The organism is Vibrio sp. (assembly GCF_038138445.1).
In the GTDB taxonomy this organism is placed as follows: Bacteria; Pseudomonadota; Gammaproteobacteria; order Enterobacterales; family Vibrionaceae; genus Vibrio.
On record NZ_JAYQDQ010000001.1, the window covers coordinates 61664 to 81325 of the forward strand.

The 19662-nt window shown below is 43.6% G+C and carries 20 protein-coding genes; 12 read left to right on the forward strand and 8 right to left on the reverse strand.

The features are described from left to right. Positions 1 to 24: 24 nt before the first annotated feature. Entirely contained in the window at positions 25 to 870 is an 846-nt protein-coding gene (locus AAFM34_RS00285) for a class II glutamine amidotransferase (RefSeq protein WP_341658816.1), read from the forward strand. 68 nt (positions 871 to 938) lie between these two features. Here AAFM34_RS00285 and AAFM34_RS00290 read toward each other — a convergent pair whose 3' ends face one another. Beyond that, positions 939 to 2654 carry a proline--tRNA ligase gene (locus AAFM34_RS00290; protein WP_341658818.1) on the reverse strand — a complete coding sequence of 572 codons (1716 nt, stop codon included), beginning with the start codon at positions 2652 to 2654 and terminating at the stop codon, positions 939 to 941. A gap of 109 nt (positions 2655 to 2763) precedes the next feature. Then, complete coding sequence (gene tsaA, locus AAFM34_RS00295; protein WP_341658820.1) at positions 2764 to 3459, reverse strand: tRNA (N6-threonylcarbamoyladenosine(37)-N6)-methyltransferase TrmO; 696 nt, start codon at positions 3457 to 3459, stop codon at positions 2764 to 2766. Positions 3460 to 3576: 117 nt separating this feature from the next. Between tsaA and AAFM34_RS00300 the strand changes: the two genes are divergently transcribed. From AAFM34_RS00300 to AAFM34_RS00310, 3 genes are all read left to right on the forward strand, one after another. Beyond that, positions 3577 to 3837 (forward strand): type B 50S ribosomal protein L31, encoded by a 261-nt coding sequence (locus AAFM34_RS00300; RefSeq protein WP_114786598.1) that lies wholly within the window; start codon positions 3577 to 3579, stop codon positions 3835 to 3837. Further along, positions 3838 to 3963 carry a type B 50S ribosomal protein L36 gene (ykgO, locus tag AAFM34_RS00305; protein ID WP_114786599.1) on the forward strand — a complete coding sequence of 42 codons (126 nt, stop codon included), beginning with the start codon at positions 3838 to 3840 and terminating at the stop codon, positions 3961 to 3963. Between the two features lie 215 nt (positions 3964 to 4178). Continuing rightward, positions 4179 to 5765 (forward strand): AbgT family transporter, encoded by a 1587-nt coding sequence (locus tag AAFM34_RS00310; protein ID WP_341658823.1) that lies wholly within the window; start codon positions 4179 to 4181, stop codon positions 5763 to 5765. Between the two features lie 108 nt (positions 5766 to 5873). On the opposite strand, the gene AAFM34_RS00315 is transcribed toward AAFM34_RS00310, so the two are convergent. Continuing rightward, entirely contained in the window at positions 5874 to 6485 is a 612-nt protein-coding gene (locus AAFM34_RS00315) for a LysE family translocator (RefSeq protein WP_341658825.1), read from the reverse strand. A gap of 108 nt (positions 6486 to 6593) precedes the next feature. On the opposite strand from AAFM34_RS00315, the gene AAFM34_RS00320 reads away from it, so the two are divergent. The 7 genes from AAFM34_RS00320 to AAFM34_RS00350 all read left to right on the forward strand — a co-directional run bounded on the left by AAFM34_RS00320 (position 6594) and on the right by AAFM34_RS00350 (position 11850). Next, positions 6594 to 7490, forward strand: a complete 897-nt coding sequence (locus tag AAFM34_RS00320; protein WP_341658827.1) for a LysR family transcriptional regulator — start codon at positions 6594 to 6596, stop codon at positions 7488 to 7490. Positions 7491 to 7613: 123 nt separating this feature from the next. Further along, positions 7614 to 8012, forward strand: coding sequence for a hypothetical protein (locus AAFM34_RS00325; RefSeq protein WP_341658829.1), 399 nt, complete (start codon positions 7614 to 7616; stop codon positions 8010 to 8012). 248 nt (positions 8013 to 8260) lie between these two features. Further along, positions 8261 to 8998, forward strand: a complete 738-nt coding sequence (locus AAFM34_RS00330) for a metallophosphoesterase (RefSeq protein WP_341658831.1) — start codon at positions 8261 to 8263, stop codon at positions 8996 to 8998. Between the two features lie 146 nt (positions 8999 to 9144). Then, positions 9145 to 10044 (forward strand): LysR family transcriptional regulator, encoded by a 900-nt coding sequence (locus AAFM34_RS00335; protein ID WP_114786607.1) that lies wholly within the window; start codon positions 9145 to 9147, stop codon positions 10042 to 10044. Between the two features lie 183 nt (positions 10045 to 10227). Beyond that, positions 10228 to 10947 carry an SDR family oxidoreductase gene (locus tag AAFM34_RS00340; protein ID WP_341658834.1) on the forward strand — a complete coding sequence of 240 codons (720 nt, stop codon included), beginning with the start codon at positions 10228 to 10230 and terminating at the stop codon, positions 10945 to 10947. 112 nt (positions 10948 to 11059) lie between these two features. Beyond that, on the forward strand, positions 11060 to 11344 hold the full coding sequence (locus tag AAFM34_RS00345; RefSeq protein ID WP_341658835.1) for a hypothetical protein: 285 nt from the start codon (positions 11060 to 11062) through the stop codon (positions 11342 to 11344). Positions 11345 to 11415: 71 nt separating this feature from the next. Further along, positions 11416 to 11850, forward strand: a complete 435-nt coding sequence (locus tag AAFM34_RS00350; protein ID WP_341658838.1) for a hypothetical protein — start codon at positions 11416 to 11418, stop codon at positions 11848 to 11850. A gap of 73 nt (positions 11851 to 11923) precedes the next feature. Here AAFM34_RS00350 and rluF read toward each other — a convergent pair whose 3' ends face one another. The 4 genes from rluF to AAFM34_RS00370 all read right to left on the reverse strand — a co-directional run bounded on the left by rluF (position 11924) and on the right by AAFM34_RS00370 (position 14933). Beyond that, complete coding sequence (gene rluF, locus AAFM34_RS00355) at positions 11924 to 12925, reverse strand: 23S rRNA pseudouridine(2604) synthase RluF (RefSeq protein WP_341658840.1); 1002 nt, start codon at positions 12923 to 12925, stop codon at positions 11924 to 11926. A gap of 108 nt (positions 12926 to 13033) precedes the next feature. Then, a complete protein-coding gene (gene smrA, locus AAFM34_RS00360) occupies positions 13034 to 13615 on the reverse strand; it encodes a DNA endonuclease SmrA (protein WP_341658842.1) in 582 nt (193 codons plus the stop codon). A gap of 147 nt (positions 13616 to 13762) precedes the next feature. Next, positions 13763 to 13903, reverse strand: coding sequence for a DUF3149 domain-containing protein (locus tag AAFM34_RS00365; RefSeq protein ID WP_114786614.1), 141 nt, complete (start codon positions 13901 to 13903; stop codon positions 13763 to 13765). A 160-nt stretch (positions 13904 to 14063) separates the two neighbouring features. Beyond that, a complete protein-coding gene (locus tag AAFM34_RS00370; RefSeq protein ID WP_341658845.1) occupies positions 14064 to 14933 on the reverse strand; it encodes a TraB/GumN family protein in 870 nt (289 codons plus the stop codon). A gap of 371 nt (positions 14934 to 15304) precedes the next feature. Between AAFM34_RS00370 and AAFM34_RS00375 the strand changes: the two genes are divergently transcribed. Next, positions 15305 to 17962, forward strand: a complete 2658-nt coding sequence (locus AAFM34_RS00375) for a beta-N-acetylhexosaminidase (protein ID WP_341658847.1) — start codon at positions 15305 to 15307, stop codon at positions 17960 to 17962. A gap of 55 nt (positions 17963 to 18017) precedes the next feature. Here AAFM34_RS00375 and AAFM34_RS00380 read toward each other — a convergent pair whose 3' ends face one another. Next, a complete protein-coding gene (locus AAFM34_RS00380) occupies positions 18018 to 19406 on the reverse strand; it encodes a peptide MFS transporter (RefSeq protein ID WP_341658849.1) in 1389 nt (462 codons plus the stop codon). Positions 19407 to 19662 lie beyond the last annotated feature (256 nt).

The following is a 19662-nucleotide window of genomic DNA, read 5'->3' on the forward strand; positions in this document are numbered from 1 at the left end:
GTTTTATAAGGAGCTTCTTGAGCTATGTGTGAACTGCTCGGAATGAGCGCCAATGTGCCGACTGATATTTGTTTTAGTTTTACTGGATTGATGCAACGCGGCGGTAATACTGGCCCGCATCGTGATGGTTGGGGCATTACCTTTTATGAAGGGAAGGGCTTTCGTAATTTTAAAGATCCTAACCCAAGTTGTGATTCCAAAATTGCCGAACTAGTCCAAAACTATCCAATCAAAAGTTGCGCTGTGATCAGCCACATACGTCAGGCAAATCGCGGTGCGGTGAATCTTGAAAACACGCACCCTTTTACGCGTGAGTTGTGGGGACGTTATTGGACCTTTGCTCACAATGGTCAGCTATGTGATTACCAAGATTTAGTGACAGGGCGCCACCGTCCCGTTGGCCAAACCGACAGTGAGCTGTCTTTTTGTTGGTTACTAAAGCAAATGGAAGACAAGTACCCGCAGCCACCTCAAGACATGGCGAGTGTCTTTAAGTTTATCGCTCAGTGTTGTGACAAGCTGCGTGAGAAGGGCGTATTTAATATGCTTTTGTCTGATGGTGAGTATGTGATGACCTATTGTACTAACCATTTGTACTGGATTACCCGCCGAGCGCCATTTGGTAAAGCGTCTTTGATTGATGAAGATGTAGAGATAAACTTTCAGGAAGAAACGACGCCAAATGATGTGGTGTCTGTTATTGCCACTCAGCCTCTGACTGATAATGAGGAATGGCACCGAATGAAGCCCGGAGAGTTTGGTTTGTTCCACTGCGGAGAATTGGCCGATGGCAATGCCGAGCAATTAATCGATGTGCCTTTTGCTGAGAAAAAAGTGAAATGCCAAGCACCGACTGAGCCTCTAGAATAAGCATCATTGCTAGAAACTAAGAAGGCTGATGTATTACCATCAGCCTTTTGCTTATTGCTTACTAAGATTTAAGCAAGTTGCGCTTTTAGGTGAGCGACGATTTCCGCCATAGCCACCGGAGTCTTGTCTCCAGTGCGACGGTTCTTATATTCGAAGTTACCTTCTTTTATGCTGCGATCGCCAATTATGACAGTATGAGGTATGCCAATAAGCTCCATATCAGAGAACATCACACCTGGACGCTCTTTGCGGTCATCAAATAGGACTTCGATGCCCATGTCAGAGAGCTCTTGATAAAGCTTTTCAGCGGCTTCTCTTACTTCTTCCGACTTGTGCATGTTCATTGGAACGATAGCCACTTGGAAAGGCGCAAGAGCGTCTGGCCAGATGATGCCATACTTGTCGTGGTTTTGTTCGATAGCAGAAGCAACCACACGCGATACACCAATACCGTAACAGCCCATTTCTAAAATGGCATTTTTACCGTCAGGACCAAGTACGCCGCAGTTCATTGCTTGAGAATATGTGTTACCAAGCTGGAAAATATGGCCCACTTCGATACCACGCTTAAGCATCAAGGTACCATTGCCACATGGACTAGGATCACCTTCGATTACGTTACGTAAGTCTTCAACTTGGCCAAGCTCAACATCACGGCCCCAGTTGATGCCAAAATAGTGCTTGTCATCAATGTTAGCACCAGCGCCAAAATCGCTCATTACCGCAACGGTGCGATCAACGATAAATGGCAGGCTTAGGTTTACTGGGCCGAGAGAGCCAGGCCCTGCGCCGACTAGCGCACGAATTTCTTCTTCAGTCGCCATTTCTAAAGGAGCAGCCACTTGCGGAAGATTTTCTGCTTTGACTTCGTTTAACTCGTGATCGCCGCGAATGATAAGTGCGATGATATCGGCATCCACTTCTTCAGATGCTTTGACAAACAGTGTTTTAACCGTTTTTTCAATTGCTAAGCCATGTTGCTCTACAAGCTCGGCAATGGTCTTTGCATTCGGTGTATCAACCAGCGTCATCTCTTGAGTCGGTTGTGCGCGCTCGCCAGAAGGCGCCGCAGCTTCGGCTTTTTCTATGTTTGCTGCATAGTCCGATTCTGTCGAGAAAGCGATAAGATCTTCACCACTTTCCGCCAGCACATGGAATTCTTGTGAGCCGCTACCGCCAATAGCACCGGAGTCGGCAAGCACAGGGCGATATTCAAGGCCCATACGATCGAATGCTTTGCAGTAGGCGTCATGCATAGCGTCGTAAGACTTTTGTAGGCCTTCTTTGTCGATATCAAAGCTGTAGGCATCCATCATGCAGAATTCACGTGCGCGCATCACGCCAAAGCGAGGGCGGCGTTCATCACGGAACTTGGTCTGGATTTGGTACAAGTTAAGCGGCAACTGCTTGTATGAGCTAACTTCATTGCGCACTAGGCTAGTGATCACTTCTTCAGCGGTTGGGCTTAGAACAAACGGACGAGTATGGCGGTCAGTAAAGCGAAGTAGCTCAGGGCCCATCTTTTCGCTGCGGCCTGTCTCTTCCCAAAGTTCAAACGGCTGAACAACGGGCATCAACGTTTCGACTGCGCCTGCATTGTCGATCTCTTGACGAACGATGTTTTCGACTTTACGCAGTACACGAAGACCAGTAGGTAGCCAGGTGTATAAACCTGAAGCCAGCTTACGGATCATACCTGCACGTAGCATGAGCTGGTGGCTCACAACTTCTGCGTCGTTTGGAGTCTCCTTCAAAGTAGAAAGAAGATAATTACTGGTACGCATTAATTTTATCCGTTTATTAAAGTTATTTTCTCCAGCCAAGAAGGACAGGAGGAGAGAATCCCCATCAGGGAAATAAATAGCCGCCTATAATATCAGTCAAACGCCTTTGTCAAAAGTACTCAATTGCAGTAACCGTGACTAAGTTGTCGCTTATGCTAAATTTGACGTTCAAATCGAATAGATTGACGGCGTATTCTTTACTATCTTGCTTGCCTTTTTTATACGCTGGCCGTGGATCTTGCGCTAATACCTGCTCTATGACGGTTTTTACATGTTGAGTATCGCGGTGCTTGGTTAACTGCTCGGTCGCCGCTGGTGAAAAACTTACCGCGAGTGTGACGGGTGCTGCTTCAGCGTAGCCACCATGAGCACTCTCTATCGAGTCAGAGTAGGGGATATAAGGTTTGATATCGATAATGGGCGTGCCATCGACGAGATCAACGTTGCCAAGATCAAGATAAACTTGCTCACCAACTTGATCTATCCCTTTCATTTCAACTGCAGACATACCTATGCCGTTGGGCCTATATGTTGAGCGAGACGCAAACACGCCGACGCGTTGATTTCCACCCAGCCTTGGTGGCCTCACTGTCGGTTTCCAGCCAGCCTCTAAATTTTGATCAAACAAGAACAGCAGCCAAAGGTGTGAAAACTGATCCAGCTCTCTTACCGCTTCTGGAGTATTGGCGGCGTTGATTAAGCGAACTCTAGAGCGAGCCTCAGTCACAAGCCGCGGCTGGCGAGGAACGGCAAACTTCTCTTTGTATGGGCTTTCAATAAAACCGATAGGTTCTACAGAATACATGGCTTTTCTCTAAAAATAGGGGTGGCGTAAAGCTAACATAAAAAACGCTAGCAATGATTAATGAGAATGGTTATCATAAATTATGTTATAACATAACAATTTATTTGAGAGTTAATAATGCAAGACAATATCCACCCAGAATACCGAACCGTGGTGTTCCATGACACCAGTATTGATGAATACTTTTTGATTGGTTCAACTTTACAAACCGATCGCACTATTGAGTGGAAAGATGGCAAAACTTACCCCTATTTTACGGTTGAGGTGTCATCTAAATCTCATCCTTTCTACACAGGTAAGCAGCGCGTGATCCATCAAGAAGGTCGAGTGGCGAACTTTAGGCGTCGATTTGGCCAGTTTTCTAAAGGAAACGAGTAAATGAAAGTACTGAAATCATTAAAGAGCGCGAAAAAACGTCACCCTGATTGTCAAATCGTAAAGCGAAGAGGGCGGCTGTATGTGATTTGCAAGGCCAACCCACGTTTTAAAGCGGTTCAGCGCTAAATAAACAAAATTAGTGGTGTAACTGATTATATTGATTATTGTCGATTATATGGGCTATATCACTAATTTTAGGGTTTTATTCCCTGAGATATCATGATCAGACTAACGATTTGTTACATTTACGACTTTTAATTGATTTCTTTGTTGAGTAATCTTCGCAGGCTTTGTTGGAAAATTGTTACAAAGCGCAGGAGAAACTAACAAGGAGGGATCAGATGACGTCATCTGCTTCAGTTACACCTAACTCACCTAAAAAGCCGATATTCACGCGCTTTTTAGACATTGTCGAGTACCTAGGCAACCTACTGCCTCACCCCATCACATTATTTGTGATCCTTTGTGCCTCTGTATTGGTCGCATCAGGCATTGCTGGTTTTTTTGAACTCTCGGTTGCTGACCCAAGACCAGAAGGTGTAAAAGGGCGAGCGGCAGACGGCATGATCCATGTTGTCAGCCTTATTAATGCCGATGGCCTAGAGTTAATCGTTACCAATTTAGTGAAAAACTTTGTTGGTTTTGCGCCGCTTGGAACCGTTCTTGTTGCCTTATTGGGTGTTGCAGTTGCCGAACACTCAGGGCTACTTTCTGCTGTGATGCGCGGTATGGTGATGGGCGCTTCAAAGCGCATGGTCACGGTCACCGTTGTCTTTGCTGGCATTATCTCTAACACGGCTTCTGAGCTTGGTTATGTTGTTCTTATTCCTCTTGCCGCTATGCTGTTTCATTCTTTGGGTCGACATCCTTTAGCTGGCCTTGCCGCCGCTTTTGCCGGTGTCTCTGGCGGCTATTCGGCTAATTTGCTGATTGGTACGGTCGATCCTTTGTTATCTGGGATCACAGAAACCGCCGCGCAATTGATAGACCCAAGCTACACGGTAGGCCCTGAAGTAAACTGGTACTTCATGTTTGTCTCAACTTTCTTTATTGCTGCAATGGGCGCCTTTGTTACTGAAAAAATTGTTGAGCCTAAACTTGGTAAATACAACCAAGATGAAGCCTCAGAAGACTTATCTCACGACTCATTGGGCAAGTTAACCGAGGTTGAGAAAAAAGGCATGAAACGCGCTGGCCTTGCAGTTTTGGTTGTGTGTGCATTGATCGCTTGGACTATAGTGCCAGCCGATGGCATTTTACGCTCCGATGCTGGCACAGTGGCGGGCTCTCCATTTTTGAAAAGTATCGTCGCCTTTATCTTTGTCTTTTTTGCGGTTCCAGGGCTAGTTTACGGCAAAGTTGTCGGCACAATGAAAACTGACCGCGATGTGATTGATGCCATGTCAAAGTCGATGTCCTCAATGGGGATGTACATTGTACTGGTGTTTTTCGCCGCCCAGTTTGTCGCCTTTTTCAAGTGGACCAACTTTGGTCAAGTATTTGCCGTGTCGGGTGCAAGCTTTTTGCAAGAGATTGGTTTAACAGGGCCTATGTTGTTCTTCGCCTTTATTTTGATGTGCGGCTTTATTAACTTGATGATTGGCTCAGCTTCAGCTCAGTGGGCGGTGACGGCGCCTATCTTTGTGCCTATGTTGATGCTAGTTGGCTACGCGCCAGAAACCATTCAAGCGGCATATCGTATTGGTGATTCGACCACCAATATTATCACGCCTATGATGAGCTACTTCGCCCTTATTCTGGCGGTTGCAACCCGCTATATGAAAAACCTCGGTATTGGCACCCTAATCGCCACCATGTTGCCTTATTCATTGTGCTTTATCGTTGGCTGGAGCCTACTCTTCTACCTATGGGTATTCGTGTTCGGCCTACCTGTTGGCCCCGGCGCGGCAACCTACTACACGCCGTAACATACTGCACGCCGTAACAAGATAAAGACCAAACCTTTAATCGATTTAGCCCCTAAACGCTTTGGCGTTTAGGGGCTTTTTTATCATGTTTCAATCCAATCCCTAGCCTTATGACTTAACAGCAAGCAGCGTTCCTAAAGCGAGTAAGCCCGTTCCGCAGGCTTGGTTTAGCCTTTTCTTAACTCTTTTTAAGCGTGTTTGCAGGGTATTGGAGGTAAAAAGAACCGCGATAATACCAAACCAGATTCCATGCAGAGCCACCATGTAGACGCCATAGATTAACGCCCACTGGTTATTGCCTGAATCTAAGGAAATAACTTGACTGAAGATACTCAAGAAAAACAGCATGGTTTTAGGGTTTAGCACATTACACAGAAAGCCCTGTACCAAATAGCGCCAAGTAGCCACTTCTTGGTGGTTTTCTCCTATGGCTTCAAATTTATCACTGGCATAAAAAATACTTTTAATCCCAAGGTAGATTAAATAAGCCGAGCCTAAATATCGGACAAAATTAAACAGCCATTCATTTTGTGAGATTAAGTAACTTATTCCGAGCATGGAATAGCTGATGTGGACACAAATGGCTAGGCTCACGCCAAGTGCTGTCCAGATCCCAGCTATTCGGCCTTGATTAAGGCTGTTTTTAAGCACCAAAATAAAGTCAGCACCTGGGCTTATGACGATTAATATACCTAAAATGGCAAGACTAAAAATTTCCACATACACTCCAAACTTGATTTATTCTACGTTGTGAGCGCACATTGTATGTGTTTGTTAGACTGACTATAATCGAATTGATTTCAGTTTAAATGTGAGAAAACTTCACAGATGAGGCACTTAAAAGCCTTCCATGTATTCCATGTTGCGGCATCTTCAGCAAGCTTTACCCAAGCGGCAAGTAAGTTAAATATTACCCATGGTGCGGTAAGCAAGCAGATCAAAGTGCTTGAAAGTTATTTATCCCAGCCTTTGTTTTATAAGCAAGGCCGAAAGGTGTATTTAACCCAAGAAGGCGAGTTACTAAAAAGCTATACAGAGCAAGCATTTCAAGCGCTTGAAAGCGGAGTGAACAAGCTAACTCAGGTAAAAAGTCAGTGTTTAGAGGTGTCTTGTGAGCCAACATTGACCATGCGTTGGCTGATGCCTAGGTTATCTGACTTTTATATGAGCTCTGGGGTAGATGTTAGGCTCTCAACAGCAGGAGGGCCGGTTTTATTGGGGGTGACTGGGTTATCTTTGGCCATTCGCCGTGATGACTTTGAGCTTATTCATGACTACAAGCAAACAAGCTTGGTGGATGAATGGGTTGGGCCCGTGTTTGCGCCTCACTATTGGCATCAAGTTAAAAACGATTTAAGTACCGCCAAACTTCTTCATAGCCAAACAAGGCCGCACGCATGGGAGAAGTGGTTATCCAGCAATGGCTACTCTCATCTGTTAAACAATGTGCACCAATCTTATGCGCATTTCTATTTTTGCTTTCAAGCTGCGGTTGAAGGCCTTGGCGCAGCCTTAGGTTCTTATCCGCTTGTGGTTGATGATATAAAAAGGGGCAATTTAGTCGCTCCATTTGGCTTTGGGTTATCTGGTCATAAATACATTTTACTTGGCCTCGAGAAAACACCTGATGAAGCAGAGCAAAAGTTCACTGATTGGCTACAAACCAGCCTGCGATCCTGTGTTCCAACCGAGTCCGAAAGAAACGGTCTATTTGCTGCGAAATAACACCCATTTGAACGTTTTTTGCTGCTATTGGGTTTAATTTTACTTTGGTCAGGGGGCTGCTGAAGAGGGTGGAACTTAGCGTAGTTCTTTGGACTGGGGTGTTTTTGCCCCTTTCTGCGTTACGTGTCGAAGTTTGAGCAAAAAACATTCGGTAGATTTGATATACAAAAATTAACGAGTGGCAAAAGGCAAGACCTGACCCCATTACAAACATCATTGAACCCAAGAAGCCTTGGTGAAAAGTATTTACCTGACTTTAAAGGTAGAGAACATATGGAATTTCTCTTGAGCCCCAAAATAACAGCGGATGAGATAGTAATGGATGGGGAGTATTGGTTTTATAAATTTAAGTTACTGGAAGAGCGGAAAGGTAATTTTTACCTTTGTTTTTGGGATAAGGCTAAACAGGGTACTTATGATGTAAGGAAGCCAATTGTTATAAGGAAATATAACAAAACATATGTTGCATTGGCACTTGATCCAACGCCTTTAAAGGGAGAGTGTGATCCCGCTGTAAAGTAATGCATGCTATAGCTACATCAACTCTATTGGCGGAGGCAGCACTAGTTATTTAGACGTAAAACACTAGTAAGGTGTCCATCTAGAGTTTCTCTAAAATTTCGCTTTTACTGATTATCCTAGAGATGGATTAAAAAGCTCACTTGTCAGATGATAAACGTCTTATCATGCTACTATCGGCCGCAATAAAGAAAGTCCTGCGCGAGTTAGTGGCGGTTTTTCAGTCGCTTATTAAATAGAGAAGCTAAGAAATGAAAACCATAGTTCAAATTAGTGATTGTCATTTTAATCTAAATAAAGCTAACGCTAAGCAAGCGTTGGTGAATACATTAGACTTTATCAATCGTTTAAACTTTGACTATCTATTTATCACTGGGGATATTTGCGAAAGCCCGTCCATACAGCAATATGAAACATTTTCTCGTTTGATTTCTGAGTACATTACTACGCCCAATATATACGCAATCGCGGGTAATCACGACTGCATAGACATGATGACATCTGCTTTCAAAGACACATGGATAAAAGTGGCTGAACAGGTAGCCATAGAGAGGTTTAATTTCATGTTTATTGACTCTAGCAAAAAGCCGAAAAAGGCAATGATGCTAGGGGCGGGTCGAGTCGCCAGTGAAGACATTAAAAGAATTGACCATGCCAAGCAAGAGACGGCGATAGTTATACATCATCCCATTTTTGAAAATGACTGTGATTGGTTCAATGAAATTGGGTTAGAAAACCAGAAAGAAGTCGCGACCTCTGTTTTAAATAATGAAAATATTCAATATATTATATGCGGTCATGGGCATTCATTTATCCAAACTAAGCGGCAGCACACCACTCAAATTATGAGCCCTTCTACATCCTATGGGTTCGATCATGGCAGCAAAGTCTTTTTAAAAAACGACAGAGTTGGAGCGGTTATGATCGAAGTGGGCGAAACGATTACATCCCAAGAGATAAGGATTCCCTCACGGGTTGAATGCCAATAGAGTCACACTCTTTCAGCTTGTTTATCGCGGAGCCCTAGCTAACAGATAAAGCATTAATGGATAAGATAGTGGCATACATTGTTGATGTATGGAGATACAATCTTACCGTTATTGCTATGTGGCAACAATAATCCGCGGTGATCCTAATGCTAAACAATATTAACTTATCCGATGTTCGAACCTTTGTGCTTATAGCCAAATTGGGTAACTTCACCAAGGCGGCCGAGGCGCTGTCTGTTTCTCGCTCTCATGTCTCTCGGCAGATCAGTGCGCTAGAGAAACAGATGAAGGTAACACTCCTTACGCGAACCACACGCAGTTTAAAGCTAACCCATGCAGGTGAGCGTTTTTACCTTCAATGCGAAAAAGCGTTAAACGAGATCGATCAAGCCTTGATTGCCGCGGTTGATGATACCCAAGAGGTGCGTGGTTTAATTCGAGTAAATTGTGTCGGTGGGTATATTGGTGAAAGCATAATCTCTCACTATGTGGCTATGTTTATGGCTCAATACCCTCAAATACAAATATACCTAGATTTTAGTAGCCATAGGGTTGACTTGATCCAAGATGACTTTGATATCGCTTTTCGTATGGGAGAGTTGGAAGACTCAGGGTTTATTGCTAAAAAGCTGATGGATGTTGAGATTGCGACACTAGCCAGCCCCAGTTATATCGAGCAATATGGCAGCCCCAAGCACCCTAGAGATTTAACTCAGCATCGCTGCCTTATAGGTTCAATCACACGCTGGAGTTTTCAATCAATTCAAGACAGCCAAGAGCATTATGATGTCACCATCGAGGGCCAACTGGTCAGTAGAAATGGTCATGCGATGATCAATTCTGCACTTGTCGGCAATGGCATTATTCGTACCCCTATTATGTATTGTGAGAAAGCCGTGAGTGAGGGGGAGCTTGTTCGTGTTCTGCCGCAATGGCAAATTCCATTGGTGCCATTCTCCGCCATTTATCATAGAGATAAATATCAACCTATCCGCCTGCGAACCTTTATCGACTTTATCAAGCAATGCTTTGAGCGTGATTTCTAATAGTTCAGGTTACGCCTTTGTTTAAGTGAGCAGACTACGGCTTTTACTTATGTACATAGTTATTGTTGCTATATAACAACAGTAATTTGATTTAAGCGCTATATATCAACACCAATGTTTTTCTTAACATACATCCATCGCAACAACAGATGTTGTCAATTGGATAAATCATTGGAGAGAAACATGAAAAAATTAATCGTTATCACAGGTGCAAGTTCAGGTATTGGTGAAGCTATCGCACGTCGTCTAAGTGATGCGGGGCATCCTTTGTTATTGCTTGCTCGTCGTGTAGACCGTCTTCAGGCATTAGATTTACCTAATACCCTATGTGAAAAAGTCGATGTAACTGATAAGTCATCATTTGAGGCTGCCATCGCTAAAGCGGAAGAGCAGTTTGGCCCAACCGATTGCATTGTCAATAATGCAGGGGTGATGCTGCTAAGCCCACTTGATGTCCAAGACTCAGCTGAATGGAAAACCATGTTTGATGTGAATGTGATTGGCCTTATGAATGGGATGCAGGCGGTATTGGCTCCTATGAAAGCTCGTCAAACGGGCACCATTATTAATATCAGCTCAATTGCGGGCCGAAAATCATTTGCCAATCATGCGGCATACTGCGGTACTAAGTTTGCTGTTCATGCCATTTCTGAAAATGTGCGTGAAGAAGTAGCAGACTTTAATGTGCGAGTGACAACTATCGCCCCAGGTGCGGTCGAAACTGAGTTACTGTCGCACACCACCTCAAGCGATATTATTGATGGCTACGAAGATTGGAAAGGGTCAATGGGCGGAGCACTTTCCCCAGACGATGTTGCCCGCTCTGTTGAGTATGCTTATCAGCAGCCTCAAGGTGTATGCATCCGCGAAATCGTGGTTTGTGCGACGCGCCAGCAGGCTTAATCTCACAACAAACCTCAATCAAACAAAAGGGCTTTTGCCCTTTTTGTTTGAACGCGAGGGGCTTATCATTGTCCTAGTTGATGTATTAATGATAAATAGGTTGATTCTGGTAATGAAGTATTGTGCTGTTTTATCTGCTTTTATTGCTACGCTAGCGGTAAATTGTTTGGCCGATGTGCCAGATTTTCCGCCAGAAAAGATAGTGGAGGAAGGCTGCGCCAGTGTTGTCTGTAATAATGTTATAGAGCCAGATAGTGTTAATAAAGCAGGTTATTTTCCAGCAAGAGAGGGCAATGAAACATTATCAGCAGTCGGTAGCGTGCTATTTTTTGCTGGGGAAATTGGCTTAGCTGAAAATTTACAGCAAGAAGAGCCTGAAAATCTGGGTAGGGAGTAAACGGTGCTGGCATGTGAGTTGCCACACACCTATACACAATTGAATAATAAAGAAAACGTAGGATTTTAAAGGTGACTTACCAACAACTGGACGCTATCGCAGATTCATATATACCTCTGCTGGGCATTCTGACACTGGTTTGGCTACTGATAAAGGCGTGTCGTCTAGGGATAAAAAGTGCGCTTATTGAGGGCATGACCACTTCACTGGGCGCGATATATATCTATGCTTTAATGTTTCTTGATGCTTATTTTGCAGCCTATGCGTCAATTGGGCTTGATTATAGTACGCATACAGCCTTGGCGCTGGTGTTCGTCACAACCCTTGCATTGATTGGCAAACAAGTCAGACGTATCACAGTGATATCTATGGTTTGTTATTGTTTATTGATGCTGTACCAAGGCTATCACACCCTAGCCGATATGGCGCTGACAAGCCTAATGACATTACCTGTCCTAGTATGGCTAAAGTGCTTACCAAATCGTAAAGCTAAGCTTGTTTGGTGACCCATTAATAAAAAAGCTATTTAGCGTGGGCTAAATAGCTTTGATTTCTAAAAGGGATAGTTTCGCTTGCAGGCTACTTTTTTAGGCTTAATGTGCCTGATTTTCTAGGCTGGGCTTTTTGGCCTGAATGAAGGCTAGACTTGCCTTGTTTTACTCTTGTCTCAGAGGATTCAGAGCGAGTCTTTTTAGCATTTGGGCCTCGGCGAAACTTATCGGCGTCTTTGCCTTTAAAAGTGCGCGTTTTTTGATTGCGTCTTGCTTTTGAGCCTTGGTTTTCCTCGCGGCTATCAAATAGCTTGGCATCCGTTGCTCTGCGTATTGTTTTGCCGTGAGTATCAGTTTTTGAGGCATCTTCTGTACCGCTAGAGTGCTCACACATCGCTAGGATTTGTTCCACTTCGCTGTCTGTTAGATAGCGCCACTGGCCGTTTGGAATACCATCTAGGGTAATATTCATAATGCGAACACGGCGCAGTTTAAAAACTTCATAATCGAGCGCTTCACACATTCGGCGAATTTGTCGATTTAGCCCCTGTGTTAACACAATACGAAAGGAAAACTTGGTTTCCTTGGTGACTTTACAAGGCAAGGTGGTGGTATCAAGGATATCAACGCCAGCGCTCATCTTTTTGATGAATTGATCTGTAATGGGCTTGTTGACTCGTACCACGTATTCTTTCTCGTGATTGTTACCCGCACGAAGGATCTTGTTGACGATATCGCCGTCGTTGGTCAAAAAGATCAAACCATCAGAGGGTTTATCTAAGCGTCCAATCGGGAAAATACGTTTTTTATGGCCAATAAAGTCAACGATGTTACCGGCAATGTTTCTTTCTGTGGTGCAAGTGATACCCGTTGGTTTATTTAATGCGATATAGATAGGGCGCTCCGTGGCCTCGCAAATCGGGTTGCCATCAACGCAAACGTGATCGCCACTTTGTACCTTAGTACCCATTTCGGGGACTTGACCATTAATGGTGACGCGACCTTGCTCAATCAGTCGATCTGCTTCTCTTCGCGAGCAAAAACCGGTTTCACTAATAAATTTATTCAGGCGCTTTGGTTCAGATGGCATAGTGTTCTCTCTTTAACGTTTCACAACGGAATACTGGTGGACTAACAAGAGTCCTTAACGAATTGGGGGCATTCTATCACTAATGCTTGGTTTGAGTAAGAGCGCCTTTTAACTGCGCCGTTTTTGGTGGCGTTCTCGGTTGTCTAATCTCTTTTCTGAGCTTTTACGCAGCATGACATAAACAGCTCCAGTACCGCCATGAAATGCTTGGGCGCTATGGGCTGATTGAACGTCCTTAATTTGAGTTAACCAGTTCGCAAGATAGCTCTTCATCAAGGCGGGAGGGTTGGACTTCTCGCCGCGTCCATGAACGATAAGTACACTGCGTATGTCCATTTCAATGCATTGCTTTAAGAATTTAACCAACGCATCTCTGGCATCTTTTAAGCTATTACGATGAAGCTCTAAGCGAGCTTGAATAGGGTATTTACCTAAACGCAATTTGCGATAGACACCATCTTGCACTCCATCTCGTTTGAATTCGATCAGATCTTCAGGTTTGAGCATAGGGGCGTGCTCAAGGGATAAATACTGCGGATCGTTTTCATCAAGCCAGATGGCAGCTTCACGTCGTGCGATGTGCGCCTCAGTGACGTTATGGGACTTTGGGTGCTCAATAGTGTCTTGTTTTAGTGGGGTTACATCCCCCATTAACGCTTGAAATAGAGAGGATTCATTATCGTGAGGCATAAGGTAATACGAAGGCCGTAAATCGATATAGCTAGTATACATGAGTATTAACAGTATTGGCTGCACCAATACCTAAAAAACCGAAGCAGACAATCAATCTACTTCGGTGCATAGCAACAACCTATTTTCAGATAGGGCTAGGCGATTCTAGTGAGGAGATTTGTCATGCATTACTTTGTAGATGAAGTAACCACCATAGAACAGCATCAAGCCTAAAGCTCCGAAAATGACTAACATAGAAGATAGTCCAACCGCATTACCAAACAGGAGATTTAGCCATAAATCCATGTTGCCTCCAGTCGTGAAGTAGTGATGACAGGTATTACGATAAGGCGAAATGAAACATAGAGTACTGATCTAGATCAATGATATTGAATTAGTTGCGTAAGTTATTGCTTCTAGGCGTGTTTTGTATCGAACAAAATGTAATCACAAAAATAAACAGAGCTTAATATTCAAACTGGCAGTTAGCGGCGCGGCTGGTTGAGCCCTGTGTGACTTTAAACCCTTTGGCTTTGAGTAAAGTAAGCAGGTTATTTTCGCCAATCAGGTGCATAGTGCCAACGACGACAACATAGCTTGCTTTACGCTCTTTTGACCAAGTTGGCTTAGCCAGTTTTTCTGCCCAGTTGAGGTTTCTTTGGCTAATAAAAGCGTTCTCTAGCTCTGGCGACATTTCAGTTAACTGTGCAAACTGATTGAGTTTTTCCAAATCACCGGCTTTCCAGCTGGTGATTAAACATTTAGTTAAATCTTCTGCGCGGTCAAATTCATCTAACGCACTCACTAATAGCTCTTTTCCGGATTCTTTTTGCCCTGTTAGTAAGTCGATTTGAAACTGAAGAGACTCGAGGCTAAATATAGGAAGGTTCTGAGCGGTCGCCTTGTACATTAAATGAGTATCTATACCATAAGATGCTTGATAACCAAGGTATTCAAATTGCTTCATTTGTAGGGTTAATGCTGTCGCCCACGGCGGGCTATCGAGAAGTTGCTTGGCATCAATATTAAAAAGGCTCGCTAAACCGCCTAAAGTCTCCATTTGCTTGGGACTGAGAACATCTTTGGTCACAATTGTGACCTCAGGGTAGCGAACATCCTGCATTTTCCTTATGTCTGATTCCACTATAAGCCCTGAGCTTTCTGCTAGAGTGTCGGTAATCGTTTTGGCAAGAGGATACATACTTTTGTCGCCGACATGCACTGAACCAAAGATAAGGTAACGCGTCTTTCCTTTCTTAGCATGCCAATATAAGGGCTCAGCGAATGACGATAGCGAGAAAGTGAAGAGAAAAATTGATAACCATAGTTTTTGCATTTAGCCGCTTACCTTACGGAAAAATTGTTGAAATAGAAGCTTTTAACGTAATTTAACAATAGCAATTTGAGTCTAAAATCACATTTTTATATTTTGTTATATAGCTTAGCTTAATCTTATGTCACTCGTCTTGTGATCCGGCTTCGAACACTCATAAGTCTTGTGACTTTTGGTGTGATTTATTTCAAAGAAAGATTGTTGTTTTTTAAATGACGTTTTTAACTATTATTTTAGTTTATTGTCTTTAATGTACTTTTTATTATTAATGAAGCTTAAGTTCGAGCAGGATCACTTTCATGACTTGATTATTTTACCCCTTTCAACATCTAGGAATATGCTGGTAACAGCAGTTAAATTAGGAGTAACGTTGGATGGTAAAAAAAGGTCTGCTCGCAACATCGATTATTGCGACATTAGTAGGATGTAGCACTTTGCAATCTTCACAGCAAAGTGTGGTCAATTCATTAGCGGAAAACCTTGATATTGACTATCAAGTGATCACCAATCATGGAGCAAGCCAAGGATTAGCATGTCAAGATCTGGGCGCTGAATGGGCTTCTTGTAACCAAGTGACTATGACTGTAGTCAATAAGGGGCAAGCGGTTGATGCCAAAGATTGGTCGATTTACTTTCACAGTATTCGCTTAATTCTTGATGTTGATAATGACCAATTCAAAGTATCCCATGTTACTGGTGATCTACATAAATTAGAGCCTACTGATAAATTTGATGGCTTTGCGGCTGGTGAAAAGGTGGTGTTGCCTTTAATTGGTGAGTACTGGCAGCTATTTGAAACTGATTTTATGCCACGGGCGTTTATCACCTCTCCTCATGCTGAGCCAAGGGTGATTGCTTCTCTGGATACCGAAGATACGGCTTCTTATGTTTCGGGCCTAGAGGGAAATAACTTAAAACGCACGCCTGATGACAAGAACATTTTTGCAACTGCGATTTCTCGCTATGAGAAAAATCAGGATTTAGTCAAGCAAGATGTATCAGCGTCCTTGATTCCAACCCCCATGGATATTGAACAAGGCCAAGGTAAGCTAGATATTACCAAGGGTATTGCCCTGCCGCCAGAAGCATTTACCCCCGAACAATATCAGGCACTTGAGACCCGAGGCGAATTGATCGGGATAAAGCTTGATGGTCGCCAAGCGGTTAATTTGATTATTGATCCAAACTTATTCTCAGGTGAATTGATTAAGTCCGGCGCTTATCAACTGCAAATTAGCGCAAGCGGCATCAAGATTAATGCTTTTGATCAAGCGGGAGCATTTTACGCCGTTCAATCCATCTTTGCTTTGGTTGATAGCCAATCCCCAGATACCTTGCCAGTTGTTTCTATTAAGGATGCTCCGCGTTTTGATTACCGCGGTGTAATGGTCGATGTGGCGCGTAACTTCCATTCAAAGCAGGCTATTCTTGCCACTATCGATCAAATGGCGGCCTATAAGATGAACAAGCTGCACTTACATCTTACTGATGATGAGGGGTGGCGTTTAGAAATACCCGGCTTACCAGAGCTTACTGATATTGGAGGTCAGCGCTGTTTTGACGAGACAGAGCAGAACTGCCTATTACCTCAGCTTGGCTCGGGGCCAGAGGCAAATAACTTTGGCAGCGGGTATTTTAGTCGTGCTGACTTTGTCGAGATTTTGAAGTACGCCAAGGCACGTCATATTGAGGTGATTCCTGAAATTGATATGCCAGCGCATGCGAGAGCAGCTGTGGTATCAATGGAAGCTAGATATCAGCGTCTAATGAAAGACAATAAGGCAGAAGAAGCTAACCAATATCGCTTACTTGACCCTGAAGATACATCAAATGTTACGACTGTACAGTTTTACGATAAGAAGAGCTTTATCAACCCATGTCTGCCATCATCTGCTAGGTTTGTGGATAAAGTTATCGCTGAAGTTGCAGCCATGTATAAAGAGGCGGGAGCGCCATTAAGCACATGGCATTTTGGTGGTGATGAAGCGAAAAACATTAAACTTGGGGCGGGATTTCAAGATATTAATGCCACGGATAAGGTTGAATGGAAAGGCAACATAGATCTTGCAAAACAAGACAAGCCTTTTGCCAAGTCTCCTCAGTGTCAGGAGCTGGTGGCCAGTGGCGCTGTAAGCGATTTTGCTCACTTACCGAGTTATTTTGCCGAGCAGGTTGCGAAAATAGCAAAAGACAAGCAAATCGAGAGTTTTCAAGCATGGCAAGATGGCCTCAAATATAGTGAAGGGCCAGCATCCTTTGCAACGAGCAATACTCGTGTGAATTTCTGGGATGTGCTTTACTGGGGTGGAACAAAGTCTGTGTATGAATGGGCGAGTAAAGGCTACGATGTCATTGTCTCAAACCCTGATTATGTCTACATGGATATGCCATATGAAGTAGACCCTAAAGAACGTGGATACTACTGGGCAACGCGTGCGACCGATACAAGAAAAATGTTCAGTTTTGCTCCTGAAAACATGCCACAGAATGCTGAAACATCGCTAGATCGAGATGGTAATGGCTTCTCTGGAAGTACAGATATTGCCGCTGGACCCTTTTATGGATTATCAGCCCAGCTTTGGTCTGAGACGGTTCGAAACGATGAGCAATATGAGTACATGGTATTTCCACGAGTCTTGGCTGCGGCTGAGCGAGCTTGGCATAAAGGTACTTGGGAAAACGATGTTAAAGCCGGAGTGGAGTATTCTCAAGAGACTCGTCGGGTAGATAAGGCGCAATTAAACAATGATTACAATCGCTTTGCCAACCTCCTTGGTCAACGTGAATTGGCAAAACTTGAAAAAGCAGGCATTGATTACCGTCTTCCTATACCTGGCGGAAGAATCGAAGCGGGCAAGCTTATGATGAATAGTGCTTTCCCTGGTGTTGAGCTGCAATACTCGATAGATGGACAAGAGTGGAAAACCTATACAGATAGCCAGAGGCCAACAGTGCAAGGCAGTGTCTATATTCGTTCTGTCTCGGCTAGTAAAGAGAAAGCGAGTAGGGTTACCCAAGTTAGTGATAGCTAACATAAAAAAACGCCCGACTTAGTGTCGGGCGTTTTGTTTGTATACTTAGTTTTTACTATACGGCTAGGCTCTGCTGCTCTTCAACTTGTTCTGCATTGCTAAGCGGAGATTCTGCGCCGTGCATCCAACGGACAAGTGTATTGGAGAAGAGTAATAAGATAACCCCAGAAACAATCGCTGTGACCGCAATACCACTGAATATGGCCATAGCACCAAGTTCGCCCACATGTGAGCCAACGTAGCCCGCGACGTAGTTTGCAATTGCAGTACAACCAAACCATGCGCCCATCATCAAAGAAGCTAAGCGAAGAGGAGCTAGTTTAGTGACTAAAGACAATCCAATTGGAGAGAGGCAAAGCTCGCCTAATGTGTGGAAGAAGAAAGCGCCTACTAGCCAAAGCATAGAAGTTTTGACACTCGTATCACCATTTTGCTCCATTACAGCGCCAACCATACATAAGAAGCCTAAAGCTAGGAAGAACATTGCAAGTGCAAATTTAACTGGAGAGTTAGGCTCGCGCTTACCCAGCTTGACCCATAAAATAGCAAGTATTGGTGCTAGGGTAATAATGAAAAATGGGTTGAGTGATTGGAACCAAGCGGCAGGAACTTCAAAACCGCCGATCATACGATCTGTGTATTGCTGGGTGTAAATGTTCATCAAACCACCAGCTTGTTCAAACCCTGCCCAAAAGACAATTGTGAATACACTCATGACCAAAATGACTTTGATGCGATCGAATTCTTCTTTGGTGAGTGGCTCTTTTCTTTGCGACTTTTTGTTGGCAAGTTCACGCTTGGCAGAAGGTTCCATACCTATGTCGCCAAGCCAAGATTGAGCTAAACTCATTTGCATGACAAGGCTAATCACCATACCAATACCTGCCACAACAAATCCTGATTTCCAGCCAAATTCCCCAGTGACCGAACCGACAATGATTCCGGCTAATAATGCGCCTAAGTTGATACCCATATAGAAAATGGTAAAGGCGCCATCACGGCGGTTGTCACCCTCTTGATAGAGATCGCCCACCATAGTTGAGATATTAGGTTTGAAGAGTCCATTACCAGCAATCAGCAGAGCGAGACCGAGATAAAAACTGTGAAGAGTGCTCATACCAATCATTTCAGCAGGTAATGCCAGTGTAAACTGGCCAGCTGCCATCAGCGCACCACCTATCAGTATTGATCTGCGTTGGCCGAGGTAGTTATCTGCAAGCCAGCCGCCAATCAAAGGCGTGATATAGACAAGACCTGTGTAGATACCGTACAAATCTAGCGCGTCTTTGGTTGTCCAGCCTAGGCCGCCATTGATCGTTTTGTCTGTTAAATACAGCACTAAAATGGCGCGCATACCATAGTAAGAGAAACGCTCCCAAAGTTCGGTTCCGAACAATAGGAATAGGCCTCGAGGGTGGCCAAGTATTTGTCGATGATTTGCCATAAATTTTACTAATCTAGTCCATTAAAGAATTTAATATGCTAGTACATATACTAATTAGTTAAAATATCTGCAATATACTGAATTATCAGTGTCATTTATGGTTTGAGCATAACCTTTTGAAAAATAGGTGTAATTAACTTTGTTATTTTGGTGGGATTTTTTTATGAAACTAAGTTTGCAGTTATGAGAAAGAGGTTCTGACATTTTCTTGTCATATACATGATGTTTTTTTGGTAATTGTGCTTCTTATTGCGTT

Coding starts and splice junctions, on each gene's coding strand:
- AAFM34_RS00330 (WP_341658831.1), top strand. CDS start 8,261: ATGAAAACCATAGTTCAAATTAGTGATTGTCATTTTAATCTAAATAAA.
- AAFM34_RS00290 (WP_341658818.1), bottom strand. CDS start 2,654: ATGCGTACCAGTAATTATCTTCTTTCTACTTTGAAGGAGACTCCAAAC.
- AAFM34_RS00380 (WP_341658849.1), bottom strand. CDS start 19,406: ATGGCAAATCATCGACAAATACTTGGCCACCCTCGAGGCCTATTCCTA.
- AAFM34_RS00285 (WP_341658816.1), top strand. CDS start 25: ATGTGTGAACTGCTCGGAATGAGCGCCAATGTGCCGACTGATATTTGT.
- AAFM34_RS00365 (WP_114786614.1), bottom strand. CDS start 13,903: ATGGATTTATGGCTAAATCTCCTGTTTGGTAATGCGGTTGGACTATCT.
- AAFM34_RS00375 (WP_341658847.1), top strand. CDS start 15,305: ATGGTAAAAAAAGGTCTGCTCGCAACATCGATTATTGCGACATTAGTA.
- AAFM34_RS00340 (WP_341658834.1), top strand. CDS start 10,228: ATGAAAAAATTAATCGTTATCACAGGTGCAAGTTCAGGTATTGGTGAA.
- ykgO (WP_114786599.1), top strand. CDS start 3,838: ATGAAAGTACTGAAATCATTAAAGAGCGCGAAAAAACGTCACCCTGAT.
- AAFM34_RS00335 (WP_114786607.1), top strand. CDS start 9,145: ATGCTAAACAATATTAACTTATCCGATGTTCGAACCTTTGTGCTTATA.
- smrA (WP_341658842.1), bottom strand. CDS start 13,615: ATGCCTCACGATAATGAATCCTCTCTATTTCAAGCGTTAATGGGGGAT.
- rluF (WP_341658840.1), bottom strand. CDS start 12,925: ATGCCATCTGAACCAAAGCGCCTGAATAAATTTATTAGTGAAACCGGT.
- AAFM34_RS00310 (WP_341658823.1), top strand. CDS start 4,179: ATGACGTCATCTGCTTCAGTTACACCTAACTCACCTAAAAAGCCGATA.
- AAFM34_RS00370 (WP_341658845.1), bottom strand. CDS start 14,933: ATGCAAAAACTATGGTTATCAATTTTTCTCTTCACTTTCTCGCTATCG.
- AAFM34_RS00300 (WP_114786598.1), top strand. CDS start 3,577: ATGCAAGACAATATCCACCCAGAATACCGAACCGTGGTGTTCCATGAC.
- AAFM34_RS00320 (WP_341658827.1), top strand. CDS start 6,594: ATGAGGCACTTAAAAGCCTTCCATGTATTCCATGTTGCGGCATCTTCA.
- tsaA (WP_341658820.1), bottom strand. CDS start 3,459: ATGTATTCTGTAGAACCTATCGGTTTTATTGAAAGCCCATACAAAGAG.
- AAFM34_RS00345 (WP_341658835.1), top strand. CDS start 11,060: ATGAAGTATTGTGCTGTTTTATCTGCTTTTATTGCTACGCTAGCGGTA.